Here is a 17,475-nt window from a genome sequence, read left to right on the forward strand (position 1 = left end):
ACAAAATGTGAATAGAATAATCCTCCCTTGTCGACCATCGTGAACCCTGCCCATGAGCTACCACATTCTGGTTGTTGAAGATGATGCGGTTACCCGCGAGAAGCTGACCGGCTATTTCGAGCGGGAGGGCTATCGGGTGACGGCGGTCGAAAACGGCCAGGAGATGCGCGCCGTGCTGGCGGAGCAGACGGTCGATCTGGTGATGCTGGATATCAACCTGCCGGGAGAAGATGGTCTGCTGCTGACCCGTGAACTGCGGGCGCGCAGCACGGTGGGGATCATTCTGGTCACCGGCCGCAGCGATGCGGTGGACAAGATTGTCGGCCTCGAGATGGGGGCCGATGACTATGTCACCAAGCCGTTCGAGCTGCGGGAGTTGCTGGTGCGGGTCAAGAATCTGCTGTGGCGGATCTCGCTGGCGGCCGCTGCGCCGAGCGAGCCTGCGGTCACTGACGATGCGGTGCGCTTCGGCCCCTGGCGTTTTGACATCCCCCGCCGCCAGCTCAGCAAGGACGGAGTGCCGGTGCGTCTGACCAAGGCCGAATATGAAGTGCTGGTGGCCTTTGTCGCCCATGCCGGGCGGGTGCTCAGTCGGGAGCGGATCCTGACCCTCATCAGCCATCGCGGCGATGGCCCGAGCGATCGCACCATAGATGTGTTGATCCGGCGGCTGCGCGGCAAGATGGAAGCGGATCCGCGGGATCCCCAGCTGTTTGTCACCGTCCATGGTGAAGGCTATCTGTTTGCCGGCGAGATAGCCTCCTGACCCCGTTGCGGTGGCCTTGACCTGTTTGACCGGGTATCAGACCGGAGGGCGGGTATCAAATTGCGGGCAGTCGTCGCCAATCTGGTGCCAAGGCGCCTTGGAGCCGACAAAGATGTGAAACGCGGGTCGCTGGCTCGGCACGTCGTCCAGTATCCCCAACCGCAGATTGATCTTGCCGCTGCTGCTCTTCTGGCTGAACAGGCTGGAACCGCAGTGACGACAGAAGGCCAGGGTGGTCTCTGCCGATTTCCGGTAGCGGCCGATGGCCTCTTCTCCCTTCACTATGGTGACCTTGCTGCCATCCAGTCCGCCGACCGAGGCGTAATCTCCCCCTGAAAACTTGCGGCATTCGCTGCAGTGGCAGTTCCCCATATAGTCGAACTGATCCGGCAGGGTCAGGGCGACGGCGCCGCACAGGCAGCTGGCATGTAACTCTTTCATCTCTTCTCCTTGAGTGTGCTGATCGGATTTGGAACGGCTATTCGACCCGATAGACGGGGCGAAAAGCGCCATCCGAGAGGGAATCTGCGGGGTCGGCCAGCGGTGCAGATAGCGTCAGAATGGGTGGCCCCATCACCCGCGGGCACTGCTCGGCACTGGCATCAGGGTGTTGCAGCAGGCAGACCGCCTGAGTGACCGCAAGGCGCCCCTGCTGCCGCATCTGATCGCTGTTGGCGGCGAGGATCTTGCCCCGGCGCAGGCCCCGCTGTACCCCGTGGCTGAAATAGGTGCTCAGCACCTGGGGTTTGTCGAGATGGCGCTGCGCCAGCTCATTGACCGCCACTTCGGCGGCGATGGCGCCCCCCACCAGATAGTCGAGGTCGGGATAGCGGGCCAGCGTCTGCTGCACCAGGGTGCGCTGGATTTCCCGGCTGTTGTCGCCGCGCTCGGTGGTGACCAGCTTGATGGCGCTCCCCTTGATGGCATCGGCAAAGCCCGGCTCGACGAAGTTGTTGCCGCCACTCGCCTGCGGGCCGGGGAAGAGGGCGACCGAGACCGGCTTGCTGCCGGCGGGGTGACGCTGCGCCAGCCAGTGGCCAATCTGCCAGCCCATCTGGTACCAGGAGACCCCCACCTTCGCCTGCACCAGACCGCTGGGCAGATCGTTGACCAGTCCAAAGACCGGCAGCGGCGTAGCCTTGATTGCCTCGCGCAAGCCCTGATAGCTCACAGCGCCGAGCAAGATGGCGTCGCTGCCTTCCTGCACGCAGCGCTGCAACTGCTGGCGCTGCTCGGCGAGGGCGTCATAGCCTCCCGCTTCGTGGATCTGCAACTTGATTCCCAGCCGCTTCGCCTCGTCAACCATGCCCTGATTGATCGAGAGCCAGTAGGCGTCGCGCAGATGGGGGTAGAGGGCACAGAGGGTCAGCGGTTTGGTTGCCGCAGCAGGTTCCTGCCACTGCTGGCGCAGCGGCTGGCCGCTGAATTCGCCGCCGGGCCAGATATCGACTGCAAAGGCGAGGGCGGCGCGAGGCAGCGTGAGCAACCACATGAGCAACAACGGGGAGAGATAGACGCTTCGCATGGCCAGGGGTTTTGTTAAAGTGTTGGGCCATATTATCCGGTCAAAGCCGACCACAACCAAGGGACTTCCCGTGAGAATCTTTTCCGGCCTGGGTGGCAAGTTGCTGCTGGCCTTCTCCCTGATGGCGTTGCTGACCCTGAGTGCCTCCCTGCTGGGCTGGGTGGGGCTTAGCCATCTGCGCCAGCTTGAGCAAGGGGTGCAGCAGACTCTCGCCGATCAGGAGCTGGCCCGCACGCTCTCTCGCCTCAGCAGCGAGATCCAGAGCGCGTCGCGGCTGCTGGCAACAGCGACCAGCGAGCAGGAGCGGGAGCATCAGGGGCGCTTGCTCACTCTGCAGGGACAACAGCTGCAACAGGTGCTGGAGCAACTCGGCCGTGGGCAGGGTTCAACAAGCCTCGATCAGCTCAGTCAGAGCATCATCGGCAATCTGGGCCAGCAGGGCTGGCTGGTGGGGGAGCGACTGACCCTGATGGCGCAGGGGGAGGCGCAGCGGGCCCGTCTGGTGGCGGCGGCCGGACAGATCGCCGAGTTGGCGCGCAGCCAGATGGAGAACGCCGAAACCGTGATGGTGGCGGGATTGGGTTCCCTCTACCAACAACAAGGTGCGCAGGCGGCCCGGACGCTGGACCGCCTGCTGGAGCAGGATCTCGACTGGCTGGAGCAGATGACCGAGCTGCGCCATCGCACCCTGATGCAGCAGCAGCGCATCGAAGAGATGTGGCGCAGCGATCGGCAGGAACAGTTGCAAACGTTATTGCAAGAGGGGCAGCGGGAGCTGGCTATCTTGCAACTGCGGGCCGGGGCGGTGACCGATCCGGCCCGCCGGCAGGCGGTGGAGCAGGCGCTGACCGTGCTGGCGCAGAGCGACAAGCTGGTACAACTGCGCAGCGACTGGCTCGGCAAGGGGGAGGCGCTGCGGGTGCTGGCCAATGCCAATGAGGCCCTGATGAGCAGCCTCAACCAGCAGGTCGGTGAGCTGGTCAACCGTGCCCGCGATTCGCTGGGGCAGAGCCAGCAGGCGCTAAGCCAGCGCCTCAGGCTGCTGGAGCAGGCGTTGATGGCCATTGGCCTGCTCACCCTGCTACTACTGATGCTGCTGATGTGGCGCATGGTCTATGGCCGGATCGTCTGGCCGCTGCAACGGGCGGTGGCGGGGATGAGCCGGTTGGCGCGCGGGGATCTGGTACCTCTTGAGCCGATCGCCAGCACCGGGCGCGATGAGCTGGCGGAGCTGGGGCGGGCCTTGCAGGTGTTTCGTGACAATGCGGTGGAGCTGGGCCGCTATCAGCGCGAGCTGGAGTCGCGGGTCGAGGAGCGCACCGGCCAGCTCAGCCACGCCAACGAGCGGCTCAATGAGGAGGTGGAGAAGCAGCGGCAGGCCCGCGCCGAGGCAGAACAGGCCAACCGCGCCAAGTCGGTGTTTCTCGCCACCATGAGTCACGAGATCCGCACCCCCATGAACGGCATTCTCGGGGGCCTGACGCTGCTGGAAGATACCCACCTGAGCGAGACCCAGCAGCGCTATCTGGCCGCCATCGAGCACAGCGGCGAATCCCTGCTGGAGATCCTCAACGACATTCTCGACTACTCCAAGATAGAGGCGGGCCATGTGGAGGCACGCCGCGAGCCCTTCCCCCTGTTCCAGCTGGTGGATGAGCTCAGCGCACTGTTCCGGCCAAAGGCAGCGGCCAAGGGGGTCACCCTGGCGCTGGAATATGCGCCCGGGCTGGCGCCTGTGGTCGAGGGGGATCTGGGCAAGCTGCGGCAGGTGCTCGGCAACTTGCTCGGCAATGCGGTCAAGTTTACCGCCCGTGGCCAGATTACCCTGACGGTGGCGCCTCTTGTCTGCCAAGGCCCTTGCGCCGAACCCTGCATCCGCTTTGTGGTGCGCGATAGCGGCCCCGGCATTCCGGCCGATGAGCAGGAGGCGGTATTCGAGGCGTTTCGCCAGCGCCAGCGAGACGTGGGCCATCAGGGCGGCACTGGGCTGGGGCTGGCGATCAGCCGCAAGCTGGTGGCCGCCATGGGGGGCGAGCTGATCCTTGCCAGCGAACCGGGTAAGGGGTGTGAATTCAGCTTCAGCTTGCCGTTGCAGCGCTCGAGCGCCCAACTGCCCGCCGAGGCACAGCCGCTGCACCTTGGTCAGTCTCGCGACATCCTGCTGGTGGAGGATAATGAGATCAATCGGCTGGTGGCGCACGGCATGCTGACTCGCCTCGGCCATCGCGTCACCCTGGCGGAGGATGGCCGCAGCGCGCTGGCGCTGGTGACCGAGCGCCCCTTCGAGCTGGCGCTGCTCGATATCAATCTGCCCGACATGGATGGCATGACCCTGCGCGAGGATTTGGCCGCCATCAGCGAAGAGGTGCATGAGCGGCCGCTGCCCGCCATCGCCATCTCGGCCCAGATGTATCCGGAGGATATCCGCCACTGCCTTGCCGCCGGGTTTGTCGATTTTGTCGGCAAGCCGGTACGGCTGGCGGTGCTGGCGAACGCTATCGATCAGCTGTTTCGGCAAGAAGGCGCCGCTATCGAGCCGCCTGTGCAGCTAGCTGCCGCGCCCTCGACTAACCAGCTCGAGTGGGCCAATCCGGTGCTGGACGCCGATCTGCCCCTGCTCGGCATGGCGCGGATCCGCCAGCTGGTCGCGCTGTTTGAGTCGCAAGGGCGGGTGTTGGTGGATGAGTTGGCTCAGGGTGAGGGAAGTGAGCAACGTCAGCTGGCGCACAAGCTCAAGGGGAGTGCGCTGGCGCTGGGGTTGACCGAATTTGCCAGCCACTGTGCTGCTCTTGAGGCGGGAGGCGGTGAGCCAGCGGCAATCGGGGCGCAATTTGACGCTGCGGTGAGCGGGTTGCAGCAGTGGCTGGTGGCCAACAGGGATTCGCCGTTCTGATCCCTGCTGGCGATGCACAACGTTCAGAGGGGGTGGCCAGCCCCTGCGCCGTTTATTCGATCTCGCGAAACAGCACCTGCTTGCACTTGGCACAGACCCATTCCCGGCGAAAATCGGTCAGGTGCACCATGCCCACTTCCAGCAACTCGTGGTGGCCGCAGTGATAACAGAAGATGATGTCGCCATCGACTGATTCAGGGTGGGCCGCCAGATAGTCGGCTTTGGTGGGGAGCTGCTCCCACGAGGTGGTGGAAACATGTTTTCGTTGGCTGGTGTAGTAGACCCAGTAGAACAGAAAAAAGACAGCCAGGATCACGAATGTCAGCAGATGGTCCATCTTGAACTCCTCCGGTTAGGTGCAGCCCCTCGGATGCATGGCTGCAATCAGCTCCATCATCATTAAATTTGTTTCGAATGAGTATGTTACAGGATGGATAAAGAGGGCGTTGTGATCCCCTTCGGGTTTTGCCCGCCCGCCGCGGGATGAAAAATGTGCCGTTTGGCGGAGCGGCCAGGGTATTGAACGGGGAGGGAATCTTGTTTTTTACAACATAAATTCAACATTTTTTTAGGTGGTTGGACTGTCTCTTTGATCCAGCTCACGTTACAATGCCCGCGCCCACTTCACCTAACGCGCAAACGATTTTCAGGAGAGAAACGGATGTTGAAACGTGACATGACCATCGCCAATTATGATCCGCAATTGTGGCAGGCCATCACAGACGAAACCCGTCGTCAGGAAGAGCATATCGAGCTGATTGCGTCTGAGAACTACACCAGCCCCCGTGTCATGGAAGCCCAGGGCTCCCAGCTGACCAACAAGTACGCCGAAGGTTACCCCTCCAAGCGTTACTACGGTGGTTGCGAGTATGTGGATGTGGTCGAAACACTGGCTATCGAGCGCGCCAAAGAGCTGTTCGGTGCCACTTACGCCAACGTGCAGCCGCACTCCGGCTCCCAGGCCAACAGCGCCGTTTACATGGCTCTGCTGCAGCCGGGCGACACCGTACTGGGCATGAACCTGGCACACGGCGGTCACCTGACCCACGGCTCTCCGGTCAACTTCTCCGGCAAGCTTTACAACATCGTGCCTTACGGTATCGATGAGTCCGGCAAGATCGACTACGACGACATGGAACGTCAGGCTGTCGAGCACAAGCCGAAGATGATGATCGGTGGCTTCTCCGCCTACTCCGGCATCGTTGACTGGGCCCGCATGCGCGAAATCGCCGACAAGGTCGGTGCCTACCTGTTCGTCGACATGGCCCACGTGGCTGGTCTGATTGCCGCTGGCGTTTACCCGAACCCGGTGCCCCACGCTCACGTCGTCACCTCCACCACCCACAAGACCCTGGCCGGTCCGCGCGGTGGTCTGATCCTCTCCGCCGCTGACGACGAGGAGCTTTACAAGAAGCTCAACTCCGCCGTCTTCCCGGGTGGTCAGGGTGGCCCGCTGATGCACGTCATCGCCGGTAAAGCCGTTGCCTTCAAAGAGGCGCTGGAGCCGGAGTTCAAGACCTATCAGGCTCAGGTCGTCAAAAACGCCAAGGCGATGGCTGCGACCTTTATCGAGCGCGGTTACAAGATCGTCTCCGGCGGTACCGACAACCATCTGATGCTGGTTGACCTGATCGGCCGCGAGCTGACCGGTAAGGATGCTGACGCTGCACTGGGTAAAGCCAACATCACCGTCAACAAGAACTCAGTGCCCAACGACCCGCGCTCCCCGTTCGTCACCTCCGGTGTGCGGATCGGTACCCCGGCCATCACCCGCCGCGGTTTCAAGGAAGCCGAGTCCATCGAGCTGACCCACTGGATCTGCGACGTACTGGACAACCACGACAACGATGCCGTGCTGGCCACCGTGCGCGAGAAGGTGCTGGATATCTGCCGCCGCTTCCCGGTTTATGGCTGATAAGCCAGACCGTTCGGTTTGAGACCAATGCCACCTGCGGGTGGCATTGTTTTTTCTGGCTTTTACCGGTTTTGGATGGCCGTGCTACACTGGCCGACCTAGATCCTGGCCCGCCGGGCCGGTCCCTGTTCCATTAACGCCGGAGGTCCGATGCATTGCCCATTCTGTAGTGCGGTTGATACCAAGGTGATCGATTCCCGTCTGGTGGCAGAAGGCCATCAGGTGCGCCGCCGTCGTGAGTGTCTGCTCTGTCACGAGCGTTTTACCACCTTCGAGATGGCCGAGCTGGTGATGCCCCGCGTCATCAAGTCCAACGGTTCCCGCGAGCCGTTCAACGAAGACAAGCTGCGCGCCGGCATCCTGCGGGCGCTGGAGAAGCGGCCGGTGAGCATGGAGGCCATCGAAAAAGCGGTCAACCATATCAAATCCCGCCTGCGTGCCACCGGCGAGCGCGAAGTCGCCTCCGAGCTGGTGGGCAATCTGGTGATGGATGAGCTCAAGAGTCTCGACAAGGTGGCCTATATCCGCTTTGCCTCCGTCTATCGCAGCTTCGAAGATATTCGCGAGTTCGGTGAAGAGATCGCCAAATTGGAGAAATGATGGTATCGGATGGGCAAGTGGATATCCACTTCGCCCCTCTCTACTTCAGGACACGAAGATATTCGCGAGTTTGGCGAAGAGATCGCCAAGCTGGAGAAGTAAACCGCCATTCTCACCCATGTTGCCGCGTCCGATTACGCTGCGCTAATCGAACCTACGATACTGCGTAAAGTCGAGATGTGTTGTCAAAGGAGCCCGAATGTTTAGTCAAGATGATTACCAATGGATGAGTCGGGCCCTCGAACTGGCCCGCCGCGGCCGCTACACCACGGCCCCCAACCCCTGCGTCGGCGCCGTGCTGGTCAAAGATGGCGTGGTAGTTGGCGAAGGGTGGCATCAAAAGGCGGGCGAGCCCCATGCCGAGGTTTACGCCCTGCGCGCCGCCGGTGACAACGCCCGTGGCGCTACCGCCTATGTAACCCTCGAACCCTGCTCCCATCACGGTCGCACTCCCCCCTGCGCCGAGGCGCTGATCAACGCCGGCGTGGCCCGGGTGGTAGCAGCCATGGTCGATCCCAATCCCCAGGTGGGCGGACGTGGCCTGCGGATGCTCTCCGAAGCGGGGATCAAGACCGATTTCGGCCTGCTGGCGAGCGAAGCCGAAGCGCTCAACCCGGGCTTTTTCAAGCGGATGCGTACCGCCTTCCCGCGGGTGACCGTCAAGCTGGGGGCCAGCCTCGATGGCCGCACTGCCATGGCGAGCGGCGAGAGCCAGTGGATCACCTCTCCCGATGCGCGCCGTGATGTGCAGCGGCTGCGTGCCCGCCACGATGCGGTGCTCTCCAGCGCCGAAACCGTGCTGGCCGATGGTGCCTCCCTGACCGTGCGCTGGGACGAGCTTCCCCCCTCGGTCAAGGCGAGCTATCCCAAAGAGACCCTGCGCCAGCCGCTGCGAGTCATCGTCGATTCGCAAAACCGGCTTACCCCCGACTTGCCGCTGTTCCAGAGCGAGAGCCCGGTGCTGCTGGCCCGTCACAAGGCGTCCGGTGAGTGGCCCGAGTGGGTGCAACAGCTGGAGCTGCCGCTGCTGGATGGCAAGCTGGATCTGGTCAGCCTCTTCATGCTGCTGGCCAAACAGAACGTCAACTCGGTGCTGGTCGAGGCGGGGCCACGGCTCTGCGGCGCTCTACTGGATAAGGGGTTGGTGGATGAGCTGGTGCTCTATCAGGCGCCCAAACTGATGGGGGATGAGGGGCGCGGCCTGTTCCATCTGCCGGGCCTGACCCGGCTGTTCCAGGCCCCAAAGCTCGCCATCAAGGATGTGCGCATGGTCGGCCAGGATATTCGCATTACCGCCAAAATAGCCTGATTTATCAATGTTCAAGGGGGCATAATCAGCCCCGTCATCAGCAAGGTGATCTGCATGTTTACCGGAATTATCGAAGCGGTGGGAACCCTGGCCGAGCTGCGCCGTCAGGGCGATGACATGGCCCTCACCGTCCATGCACCGCATCTCGACTTCAGTGACGTCAAACTGGGCGACTCCATCGCCACCAACGGCGTCTGCCTCACCGTGGTGGCGCTGGGCGACAAGAGTTATACCGCCGACGTGTCGCTGGAAACCCTCTCCCGTACTGGCTTTGCCGCCGCCAGAGTGGGCGATCGGGTCAACCTCGAGAAGGCGCTGATGCCCACCTCCCGCCTCGGCGGCCATCTGGTCTCCGGCCATGTGGATGGGGTAGGGGAGGTGAAAAGCGTCTCCAGCAGCGGCCGTGCCATCGAGTACTGGATCAAGGCGCCGGGGGAACTCTCCCGCTATATCGCCGAGAAGGGCTCCATTGCGGTGGATGGCATCAGCCTCACCGTCAACGCGGTGCAGGGGGACCTTTTCCGCCTGACGATCGTGCCCCACACCGCGCAGGAGACCACTATTGCCAGCTGGAAGCCGGGTCACAAGGTCAACCTCGAGGTGGATCAGATCGCCCGTTATCTGGAGCGGCTGATGATGGGAAAAAGTCAGGAGAGCAGCGCCTCGACCCTGACCATGGAGACGCTGGCCAAGGCCGGTTTTCTCTGACGGTGTGCGCTGAGTCTGGCCACCAAAACGATTTTCTGTGATCCCGCTCTGATTGAAATGGAGCCGCTAGCCCCAATCTAGAGCAACATACACACGCATTTGCGTTGAGCCTGCGGGCTCAACCCCCAAGCACACTGATGGAGTAGCCCATGGCGCTGAGCACAACCCAGGAAATCATTGCCGATATCAAGGCTGGCAAGATGGTGATCCTGATGGATGACGAAGACAGGGAGAACGAAGGGGACCTCATCATGGCCGCCTCCTGCGTCCGTCCGGAGGATATCAACTTCATGGCCCGCTACGGCCGTGGCCTCATCTGCCTGACCCTGACCCGGGATCGCTGCAAGCAATTGGCGCTGCCGCTGATGGTGGATCGCAACAATGCCCAGTTCTCCACCGCCTTTACCGTCTCCATCGAGGCGGCAGAAGGGGTGACCACAGGTATCTCAGCCGCCGATCGCGCGGTGACCGTGCAGGCGGCTGTGGCGCCCAATGCCAAGGCGGCCGATCTGGTGCAGCCGGGCCACATCTTCCCGCTGATGGCGCAGGATGGCGGCGTGCTGACCCGTGCCGGTCACACCGAAGCGGGCTGCGATCTGGCCCGTCTGGCCGGTTTCGAGGCGGCCGCCGTCATCGTCGAGATCCTCAACGAAGATGGCACCATGGCGCGCCGTCCGGATCTGGAGGTGTTCGCCGAGCAGCATGGCATCAAGCTTGGCACCATCGCCGACCTTATCGAGTACCGCAACCAGCACGAGACCACGGTCGAGAAGGTGGCCGAATGCAAGCTGCCGACCGAGTTTGGCGAGTTCGACCTCATCACCTTCCGCGACACCATCGACAATCAGGTTCACTTCGCCCTGAAAAAGGGTGAGGTGCAGGCTGACCAGCCGACCCTGGTGCGGGTCCATCTGCACGATGTGCTGAGCGATCTGCTGCTGACCGACCGCCACGCCGCCCGCAGCTGGCCGCTGCCCAAATCCATGGCCCGCATCGCTGACGAAGGCGGGGTGCTGGTGATTTTGGGGGCGGAATCCCATGGCGCCGAGCTGCTGGCCCGGGTCAAGGGTTTTGAAGCCGCCGACAAGGGACTGGCACCGGAAGGAGCCAAGTGGCAGGGCACCTCACGCCGGGTTGGCGTGGGCTCCCAGATCCTCAAGGCCCTTGGTGTAAGCAAGATGCGCCTGCTGAGCTCGCCGAAGAAGTACCATGCCCTCGGTGGTTTCGGTCTGGAAGTGGTTGAGTACGTTGGCGAGTAACGTACTACCAGAGAAGTACCATCCCCTTCTGGGCGGTTTCGGTCTGGAAGTCGTGGAATTTACCGGCGAGTAAGCGCGCCGGACTGGTTAAATCGCAATCATGGCCGTCTATTGCGGCCATGGTTTTTGTCGTGGGTCTGTTGTGCTAGAATATGCGCACTTTTGACTCCGGCCCTTTTGATTGCACAGATACAGGATTTCCAATGAAGGTTATCGAAGGAAATATCGCCGCTCCTGAGGCGCGCGTTGCTATTGTTGTTGCCCGTTTCAACAGCTTCATCAACGACAGTCTGGTGAACGGCGCGGTGGACGTACTGAAGCGTCAAGGTCAAGTGCAGGACAGCAACCTGACACTGGTAAAAGTGCCGGGCGCGGTTGAAATGCCATTGGTCATCAAGAAGCTGGCCAAGAGTGGTCAATACGACGCCATCGTGGCGGTCGGTACTGTCATCCGTGGCGGCACCTACCACTTCGACCTGGTGGCAAACGAGAACAGCAAGGGCATGGCCCAGGTAATGATGGAATATGAAATTCCCGTTGCCTTCGGTGTGCTGACCACTGAAAACATTGAACAAGCCATCGAGCGTGCAGGTACCAAGGCGGGTAACAAGGGTGCAGAGGCTGCACTGGCAGCGCTCGAAATGATCAACGTCCTGAAAGAACTGGACGTGTAACGAGGAGAAGTACATTGAAACCGTCTGAGCGCCGTAAAGCCCGCCATTGCGCCACCCAGGCCATCTACCAGTGGCAGATGACCAAGGCTAACGTGGGTGACATCGAAGAGCAGTTCAAGATCGATCAGGACACCAAGGGTGTAGACCTGAACTATTTCCGCGATCTGCTGTTCGGGGTAGCCCTCCACTGCAGCGAGCTGGACAAGGTGTTTGCACCTTTCCTCTCCCGTCCGCTGGAAGAAGTGGACATGGTGGACAAGGCGATCCTGCGTCTGGCGACCTATGAGCTGACCCGTCGTGATGATGTACCGCCGCGCGTGGTCATCAACGAAGCGATCGAGCTGGCCAAAGCTTTTGCTGCCGATGACAGCCACAAGTTTGTCAACGGTGTACTGGACAAGGTGATCAAGTCGCTGAACAAGCGTTGATCCTGCTGTCCGTCAGCATCTAAGAGAGGAGCCAGCTTATTGCTGGCTTTTTACTGTATGGGTGAATTTGAGCTGATTGATAAGTACTTCAAGGTCCCCCACGCCCGCAAGGACGTGGTGATGGGCCCTGGAGATGACTGTGCCCTGCTGACCCTGCCCCCCGATACCCAGCTGGCGGTGAGCACCGACACTCTGGTGAGCGGCGTACACTTCTTTCCCGACATGGATCCGGTGGATCTCGGCTACAAGGCGCTGGCGGTCAATCTCTCCGATCTCGCCGCCATGGGGGCCGAGCCGCGCTGGGTGTCGCTGGCGCTGACTCTGCCTGCCATCAACGAAGGTTGGGTTGCCGGGTTTGCCGAAGGGTTTCTGGAGCTGGCCGAGTACTACAATGTGGCGCTGGTGGGCGGAGACATGACCCGCGGGCCGCTCTCCATCACCATCTCGGTGAAGGGGTCGGTGCCTGCCGGGCGCGCCTTGATGCGCAGCGGCGCCAAAGCGGGTGACGGCATCTATGTGACCGGCACTCTGGGGGATGCCGCGCTGGCGCTCTCCCACCTGCTGGGCAAACGTACCCTCAACGAGAACCAGCTGGCTGCCGTGCTGCCACGGCTCGACCACCCCCATCCCCGCATTCTGGCCGGTCAGGCGCTGCGCGGGCTGGCGGGCAGTGCGCTGGATCTCTCCGACGGGCTGGCATCGGATCTCGGCCATATCCTCAAGGCCTCCGGTGTACGGGCCCAGATCGATCTCGATCTGCTACCGCTCTCGCCGGTGCTGCAGGATGCGGTGAGCGAGCAGGAGGCGTGGCAATTGGCGCTGGCCGGTGGCGATGACTACGAGCTCTGCTTTACCGTACCGGAGGAGCACCGCGGCGCGCTCGATACGGCGCTGGCTCACAGCGGGGTCAAGTTCAGCCGCATCGGCCGCATCGTGGCGGGCGAGCCGGGCATCGACTACCTGCGTGGTGACCAAGCGGTCGAGCTGCAACTGAAAGGGTGGGATCACTTCGCATGAGTTTGTTCAGGATAAAGCCCGAGCTGACACGACTGGATCTGAAAAATCCGCTTCATTTTTTGGCGGTGGGGTTTGGTTCCGGTCTCAGCCCCAAGGCGCCGGGCACCATGGGCACCCTGGCGGCCATTCCGCTCTATCTGCTGGTGAGCGGGCTGCCGACCCACTGGTTCATCGCCCTGCTGGCGGTTGGGTTTGTGGTCGGTATTCGTATCTGCCAGAGCGCCACCGATGCCATCGGCATGCCGGATCACGGCGCCATCGTCTGGGACGAGGTGATCGGTTTTGGCGTCACCATGATCGCCGCGCCAGGCGGTTGGGAGTGGGTGGTGGCGGGATTCGCGCTGTTCCGGTTGTTTGATGTGCTCAAACCCTGGCCCATCTCCTGGTTTGATCGCCGGATCCACGGTGGCCTGGGCATCATGCTGGACGATCTGATCGCCGGCCTGTTCGCCCTGTTTTGTATGCAATTACTGGCATTCTGGCTCGGTTGAGAGCCATCTTCCGGGGGATGACCGTTCTAGCATCCCCCGATTTATATCTGCTTAATTTTCATTCATCGGCATATGCTGCCGTTTATCATCCATTTCACATAAATATTCACTACTCATTCGGGGCTGGTGATTGTTTTGGAAATAGTGATAAATGCTGCTTGTTGCGTTGTTGTTGAAATTAAAGTAATGATACCAATAGATGTACGGACGCACCGGCCATTTTTGTGATGAAAATCATCATTTATCTCTGCTGAATTGGTGGTTATCTGCACAAAACATTGCGGAATTGTATAACTCAATCATTTACACCCGTGGTCAAACCGTCTAAGTTACTCGCGGGTTATTCCAAAAAAATGCAAAAAACCCGCCCGGATCGCTGGTTTCGCTGCCTCATGGATTGAGCAAATATTGCCCAAGGTAACAACCGGCATCTGCGGCTGATTTACGGACGAATTATTTGGGACGGATGTCCCCCGCAGAGGTAAACATGTCCTTGCTCGAAGTAAAGAACTTGCGGATCGAGTACCCCTCCCGCTACGGGGTACTGGCCGCGGTGAAGGATCTCTCTTTCTCTATCGAAAAGGGTGAGATTGTCGGGGTGGTCGGTGAATCCGGCGCTGGCAAGTCCACCATCGGCAACGCCGTTATCGATCTCCTGAGCCCGCCGGGTCGCATCGCCCGTGGCGATATCTATCTCAATGGCGAGCTCATCTCCGGCAAGAGCCAGAATGAGATGCGGGCCATCCGTGGCTCCCGTATCGGGTTCATCTTCCAGGACCCCATGACCTCCCTCAACCCGCTGTTCACCGTTGAGCATCAGCTGGTGGAGACCATTCTGGCCAATACCGACCTCTCTCGCGAGGCGGCTTTTGCCAAGGCGCTGGAGCTGATGGGGGCTGTGGGTATTCCGCAGCCGGAGCTGCGCATCAAACAGTATCCGCACCAGTTCTCCGGTGGCATGCGTCAGCGGGTGGTTATCGCCATTGCGCTCTCCTGCGATCCGGAGCTGATCATCGCCGATGAGCCGACCACGGCGCTTGACGTCTCCATTCAGGATCAGATCCTCCAGCTTATCCGCGCCCTCTGCAAAGAGCGTCAGGTGGGCTGCATGCTGGTGACCCACGACATGGGCGTGGTCTCCAACGTTACCGACAAGGTGGCGGTGATGTATCGCGGCGATCTGGTGGAGTTCGGCCTGACCGAACAGGTGCTGGGCAGCCCCAATCACCCCTATACCCGCAGCCTCATCTCGGCGGTACCCCGCTCCGATGTGAAGCTGGTGCGTTTCCCGCTGGTCTCCTATATCGAGGATGCCAGTGCGCCGGATACCAACATCGACCTCAAGACCCACTGGCTCGGCCAGAGTCAGGACGAGCGTGCCTATGAAGGGGCGCTGCTGCGGGTGGAGAATGTCGATCTGAAGTTCGTCACCAAGGACTCCATCTTCCCGAGCCGTCGCCAGTATGTGCGCGCCTGCAACAACATCAGCTTCGAGATCTTCGAGGGGGAGACCTTCGGTCTGGTGGGGGAATCGGGCTCCGGCAAATCGACCATTGCCCGCGCCATCACCGGTCTCTATCCGCCTGATACCGGCAAGATTTTCTTCGAGGGGATCGATCTGACCGCCCTCAAGAGCGAGCGCGAGCGTCGCCCGCTGCGTCGCCAGATGCAGATGGTGTTCCAGAACCCCTATTCGTCGATGAATCCGCGGATGAAGGTGCGCGACATCATTGCCGAGCCGATCCGCTTCCATCAGCTGGCGAGCAGCGAGAGCCAGATCGAGGGGATCGTCGGCGATCTGCTGGATCACGTGGGTCTCGGTCGTGGTGCCGGGGTCAAATATCCCCACGAGTTCTCCGGCGGCCAGCGCCAGCGCATCTCCATTGCCCGCGCCCTGGCCACTCGCCCGCGCTTCCTTATCTGCGACGAGCCGACCTCGGCGCTGGATGTGTCGGTGCAGGCCCAGATCCTCAACTTGCTCAAGGATCTGCAGCAGGAGCTCAAGCTCACCATGCTGTTTATCAGCCACGATCTGCCGGTGATCCGCCAGATGTGCGACCGCATCGGGGTGATGCAGCACGGTCATCTGGTGGAGGTGGCCGAGACCGAGAAACTCTTTACCAATGCCGAGCATGAGTACAGCCGCAAGCTGATCTCCCTCATGCCGGAGTTCAAGGGAATGTCCCGCGAGGGGCTGGAAATCGCAAGCTAGGAGAGCGCCGGTGCGCCGGTCTGCTTGTCAAAAAAAGTGTCATAAGAAAGCCAAAAGCATGGAGAACAAGATGAAGAAAGGATTGTCCAAGATTGCCCTGGCGCTGTTTGCCGCCGGTTTCGCCTTCAGTGTCTCAGCCGCTGATATCAAGGTGGGTGTCGCTTCTGACGCCACTTCGCTGGATCCACAGGAGCAGCTCTCCGGTCAGACCCTGGAGATGTCGCACCTAGTATTCGATCCCCTGATGCGTTACACCCAGGACCTGCAGTTCGAGCCCCGTCTGGCCGAGAAGTTCGAGCGTGTCGATGACAAGACCGTCCGCTTCCACCTGCGCAAAGGGGTCAAGTTCCACTCCGGTAACGACTTCACCGCTGACGACGTGGTGTGGACCGTCAACCGCCTGAAATCCTCCGTCGACTTCAAGGCGATCTTCGATCCCATCAGCGAAGTGAAGAAAGTCGATGACTACACCGTCGATCTGATTACCGCCAAGCCGTTCCCGCTGGTGCTGCAGACCGTCACCTACATCTTCCCGATGGACTCCAAGTTCTACACCGGCAAGACCGAAGCGGGCAAAGACAAGGCCGAGATCGTCAAAAACGGCGACTCCTACGCCTCTACCCACGTCCCGGTACTGGCCCGTTCACCGTCAAGTTCCGCGAGCAGGGTGTGAAGCTGGATTATGCCCGCAACGCCAACTACTGGGACAAAGCCTCCAAGGGTAACGTCGAGAACCTGACCGTGGTGCCGATCAAGGAAGATGCGACCCGTGTTGCAGCCCTGCTGGGTGGCGATGTGGACATGATCTATCCGGTTGCGCCGAACGATCTGGAGCGCGTGAAGAATGGCAAGGACTCCCAGCTGGTCACCCTGTCCGGTACCCGCGCCATCATCATCGAGCTGAACCAGAACACCAACCCGGCACTGAAAGACAAGCGTGTACGTCAGGCCATCAACTACGCCATCAACCAGGTGGGTATCGTCGAGAAGATCAACAAGGGCTTCGGTACCCCTGCTGGTCAGCTGAGCCCGAAAGGCTATGCCGGTCACAACGAGGCGCTGGTACCCCAGTATGATCTGGCCAAGGCCAAGGAGCTGATGAAAGAGGCCGGTTACGAGAAAGGCTTCAAGATGACCTTCATCTCCCCGGCTGCCCGCTACGTCAACGACGTCAAGATTGCCCAGGCTGTCTCCGCCATGCTGGCCAAGATCAACATCAAGGTGGATCTGAAGACCATGCCGGTGGCCCAGTACTGGCCCGAGTTTGACAAGTGCGCCGCGGACATGCAGCTGATCGGCTGGCACTCCGACACCGAAGATACCGCGAACTTCTTCGAGTTCCTGACCTTCACCAAGGACGCCAAGACCGGTATGGGCCAGTACAACTGCGCCGGTTATGCCAATGCCGAAGCTGACAAGCTGGTGATGGATGCCAACGCCGAGACCGATCCGGCCAAGCGTGCCGAGATGCTGAAGAAGGTCGAAGCCATGCTGATCGAAGATGCTGCCTACGTGCCGTTGCACTGGGAAGATCTGGCCTATGGCGCCAAGAAGAACGTCGACATCAAGCCGGTGGTCAACGTGATGAACTTCCCTTACCTGGGTGACCTGGTGGTCAGCAAGTAAGAGAACGTCGCAAGGAAGGACGGGGCGGGGTGGTCAGCTGGCCACTCCGCCC

Annotated in this window: 15 protein-coding genes and 1 pseudogene; 13 read left to right on the forward strand and 3 right to left on the reverse strand. The window is 61.0% G+C overall.

Going from position 1 to position 17,475, the window contains the following annotated elements:
- Nucleotides 1-52: 52 nt before the first annotated feature.
- A complete protein-coding gene (gene torR / locus ACTG2U_RS17370; RefSeq protein ID WP_439974842.1) occupies nucleotides 53-766 on the forward strand; it encodes a two-component system response regulator TorR in 714 nt (237 codons plus the stop codon).
- Between the two features lie 36 nt (nucleotides 767-802).
- On the opposite strand, the gene ACTG2U_RS17375 is transcribed toward torR, so the two are convergent.
- Together ACTG2U_RS17375 and torT are read right to left on the reverse strand one after the other, a co-directional pair.
- Nucleotides 803-1,207 carry a GFA family protein gene (locus tag ACTG2U_RS17375; RefSeq protein WP_257687226.1) on the reverse strand — a complete coding sequence of 135 codons (405 nt, stop codon included), beginning with the start codon at nucleotides 1,205-1,207 and terminating at the stop codon, nucleotides 803-805.
- 37 nt (nucleotides 1,208-1,244) lie between these two features.
- The gene (gene torT / locus ACTG2U_RS17380) at nucleotides 1,245-2,291 is read right to left on the reverse strand and encodes a TMAO reductase system periplasmic protein TorT (protein WP_439974843.1); all 1,047 of its coding nucleotides are present in this window, start codon (nucleotides 2,289-2,291) and stop codon (nucleotides 1,245-1,247) included.
- A gap of 70 nt (nucleotides 2,292-2,361) precedes the next feature.
- Here torT and torS point away from each other — a divergent pair, with 70 nt between their 5' ends.
- On the forward strand, nucleotides 2,362-5,184 hold the full coding sequence (gene torS, locus ACTG2U_RS17385; RefSeq protein ID WP_439974844.1) for a TMAO reductase system sensor histidine kinase/response regulator TorS: 2,823 nt from the start codon (nucleotides 2,362-2,364) through the stop codon (nucleotides 5,182-5,184).
- A gap of 52 nt (nucleotides 5,185-5,236) precedes the next feature.
- Here the strand turns inward: torS and ACTG2U_RS17390 are convergent, their stop codons facing one another.
- Complete coding sequence (locus ACTG2U_RS17390) at nucleotides 5,237-5,521, reverse strand: hypothetical protein (RefSeq protein ID WP_139409659.1); 285 nt, start codon at nucleotides 5,519-5,521, stop codon at nucleotides 5,237-5,239.
- A 324-nt stretch (nucleotides 5,522-5,845) separates the two neighbouring features.
- Between ACTG2U_RS17390 and glyA the strand changes: the two genes are divergently transcribed.
- The 11 genes and pseudogenes from glyA to ACTG2U_RS17445 all read left to right on the forward strand — a co-directional run bounded on the left by glyA (nucleotide 5,846) and on the right by ACTG2U_RS17445 (nucleotide 17,423).
- Entirely contained in the window at nucleotides 5,846-7,099 is a 1,254-nt protein-coding gene (gene glyA, locus ACTG2U_RS17395) for a serine hydroxymethyltransferase (RefSeq protein WP_005338884.1), read from the forward strand.
- A 150-nt stretch (nucleotides 7,100-7,249) separates the two neighbouring features.
- Nucleotides 7,250-7,699, forward strand: a complete 450-nt coding sequence (gene nrdR, locus ACTG2U_RS17400) for a transcriptional regulator NrdR (RefSeq protein WP_005338880.1) — start codon at nucleotides 7,250-7,252, stop codon at nucleotides 7,697-7,699.
- Nucleotides 7,700-7,898: 199 nt separating this feature from the next.
- Complete coding sequence (ribD, locus tag ACTG2U_RS17405) at nucleotides 7,899-9,008, forward strand: bifunctional diaminohydroxyphosphoribosylaminopyrimidine deaminase/5-amino-6-(5-phosphoribosylamino)uracil reductase RibD (RefSeq protein ID WP_439974845.1); 1,110 nt, start codon at nucleotides 7,899-7,901, stop codon at nucleotides 9,006-9,008.
- Between the two features lie 54 nt (nucleotides 9,009-9,062).
- Nucleotides 9,063-9,716 carry a riboflavin synthase gene (locus ACTG2U_RS17410; RefSeq protein ID WP_047438140.1) on the forward strand — a complete coding sequence of 218 codons (654 nt, stop codon included), beginning with the start codon at nucleotides 9,063-9,065 and terminating at the stop codon, nucleotides 9,714-9,716.
- A gap of 149 nt (nucleotides 9,717-9,865) precedes the next feature.
- Nucleotides 9,866-10,975 carry a bifunctional 3,4-dihydroxy-2-butanone-4-phosphate synthase/GTP cyclohydrolase II gene (ribBA, locus tag ACTG2U_RS17415; RefSeq protein WP_042054172.1) on the forward strand — a complete coding sequence of 370 codons (1,110 nt, stop codon included), beginning with the start codon at nucleotides 9,866-9,868 and terminating at the stop codon, nucleotides 10,973-10,975.
- Between the two features lie 203 nt (nucleotides 10,976-11,178).
- Nucleotides 11,179-11,649 (forward strand): 6,7-dimethyl-8-ribityllumazine synthase, encoded by a 471-nt coding sequence (gene ribH / locus ACTG2U_RS17420; protein WP_005338866.1) that lies wholly within the window; start codon nucleotides 11,179-11,181, stop codon nucleotides 11,647-11,649.
- Between the two features lie 14 nt (nucleotides 11,650-11,663).
- Nucleotides 11,664-12,077 carry a transcription antitermination factor NusB gene (nusB, locus tag ACTG2U_RS17425; protein ID WP_005343514.1) on the forward strand — a complete coding sequence of 138 codons (414 nt, stop codon included), beginning with the start codon at nucleotides 11,664-11,666 and terminating at the stop codon, nucleotides 12,075-12,077.
- A 57-nt stretch (nucleotides 12,078-12,134) separates the two neighbouring features.
- On the forward strand, nucleotides 12,135-13,094 hold the full coding sequence (thiL, locus tag ACTG2U_RS17430; protein WP_026034998.1) for a thiamine-phosphate kinase: 960 nt from the start codon (nucleotides 12,135-12,137) through the stop codon (nucleotides 13,092-13,094).
- Nucleotides 13,091-13,585, forward strand: coding sequence for a phosphatidylglycerophosphatase A family protein (locus ACTG2U_RS17435; RefSeq protein ID WP_139732883.1), 495 nt, complete (start codon nucleotides 13,091-13,093; stop codon nucleotides 13,583-13,585). Before thiL ends, ACTG2U_RS17435 begins: the two co-directional genes overlap by 4 nt.
- A 487-nt stretch (nucleotides 13,586-14,072) precedes the next feature.
- Complete coding sequence (locus ACTG2U_RS17440) at nucleotides 14,073-15,797, forward strand: dipeptide ABC transporter ATP-binding protein (RefSeq protein WP_005358467.1); 1,725 nt, start codon at nucleotides 14,073-14,075, stop codon at nucleotides 15,795-15,797.
- Nucleotides 15,798-15,867: 70 nt separating this feature from the next.
- A pseudogene (locus ACTG2U_RS17445) lies at nucleotides 15,868-17,423 on the forward strand (ABC transporter substrate-binding protein).
- Nucleotides 17,424-17,475: the final 52 nt, after the last annotated feature.

The sequence above is a fragment of the Aeromonas sp. 95A genome, from assembly GCF_051919235.1.
Lineage (GTDB): Bacteria > Pseudomonadota > Gammaproteobacteria > Enterobacterales > Aeromonadaceae > Aeromonas > Aeromonas veronii.

Bases quoted from the DNA above. Each gene is read 5' to 3' on its own strand.
- torT (WP_439974843.1), bottom strand. From the start codon at position 2,291: ATGCGAAGCGTCTATCTCTCCCCGTTGTTGCTCATGTGGTTGCTCACG.
- ribD (WP_439974845.1), top strand. From the start codon at position 7,899: ATGTTTAGTCAAGATGATTACCAATGGATGAGTCGGGCCCTCGAACTG.
- torR (WP_439974842.1), top strand. From the start codon at position 53: ATGAGCTACCACATTCTGGTTGTTGAAGATGATGCGGTTACCCGCGAG.
- glyA (WP_005338884.1), top strand. From the start codon at position 5,846: ATGTTGAAACGTGACATGACCATCGCCAATTATGATCCGCAATTGTGG.
- ACTG2U_RS17375 (WP_257687226.1), bottom strand. From the start codon at position 1,207: ATGAAAGAGTTACATGCCAGCTGCCTGTGCGGCGCCGTCGCCCTGACC.
- nrdR (WP_005338880.1), top strand. From the start codon at position 7,250: ATGCATTGCCCATTCTGTAGTGCGGTTGATACCAAGGTGATCGATTCC.
- ACTG2U_RS17410 (WP_047438140.1), top strand. From the start codon at position 9,063: ATGTTTACCGGAATTATCGAAGCGGTGGGAACCCTGGCCGAGCTGCGC.
- ACTG2U_RS17435 (WP_139732883.1), top strand. From the start codon at position 13,091: ATGAGTTTGTTCAGGATAAAGCCCGAGCTGACACGACTGGATCTGAAA.
- ACTG2U_RS17390 (WP_139409659.1), bottom strand. From the start codon at position 5,521: ATGGACCATCTGCTGACATTCGTGATCCTGGCTGTCTTTTTTCTGTTC.
- thiL (WP_026034998.1), top strand. From the start codon at position 12,135: ATGGGTGAATTTGAGCTGATTGATAAGTACTTCAAGGTCCCCCACGCC.
- ACTG2U_RS17440 (WP_005358467.1), top strand. From the start codon at position 14,073: ATGTCCTTGCTCGAAGTAAAGAACTTGCGGATCGAGTACCCCTCCCGC.
- ribBA (WP_042054172.1), top strand. From the start codon at position 9,866: ATGGCGCTGAGCACAACCCAGGAAATCATTGCCGATATCAAGGCTGGC.
- ribH (WP_005338866.1), top strand. From the start codon at position 11,179: ATGAAGGTTATCGAAGGAAATATCGCCGCTCCTGAGGCGCGCGTTGCT.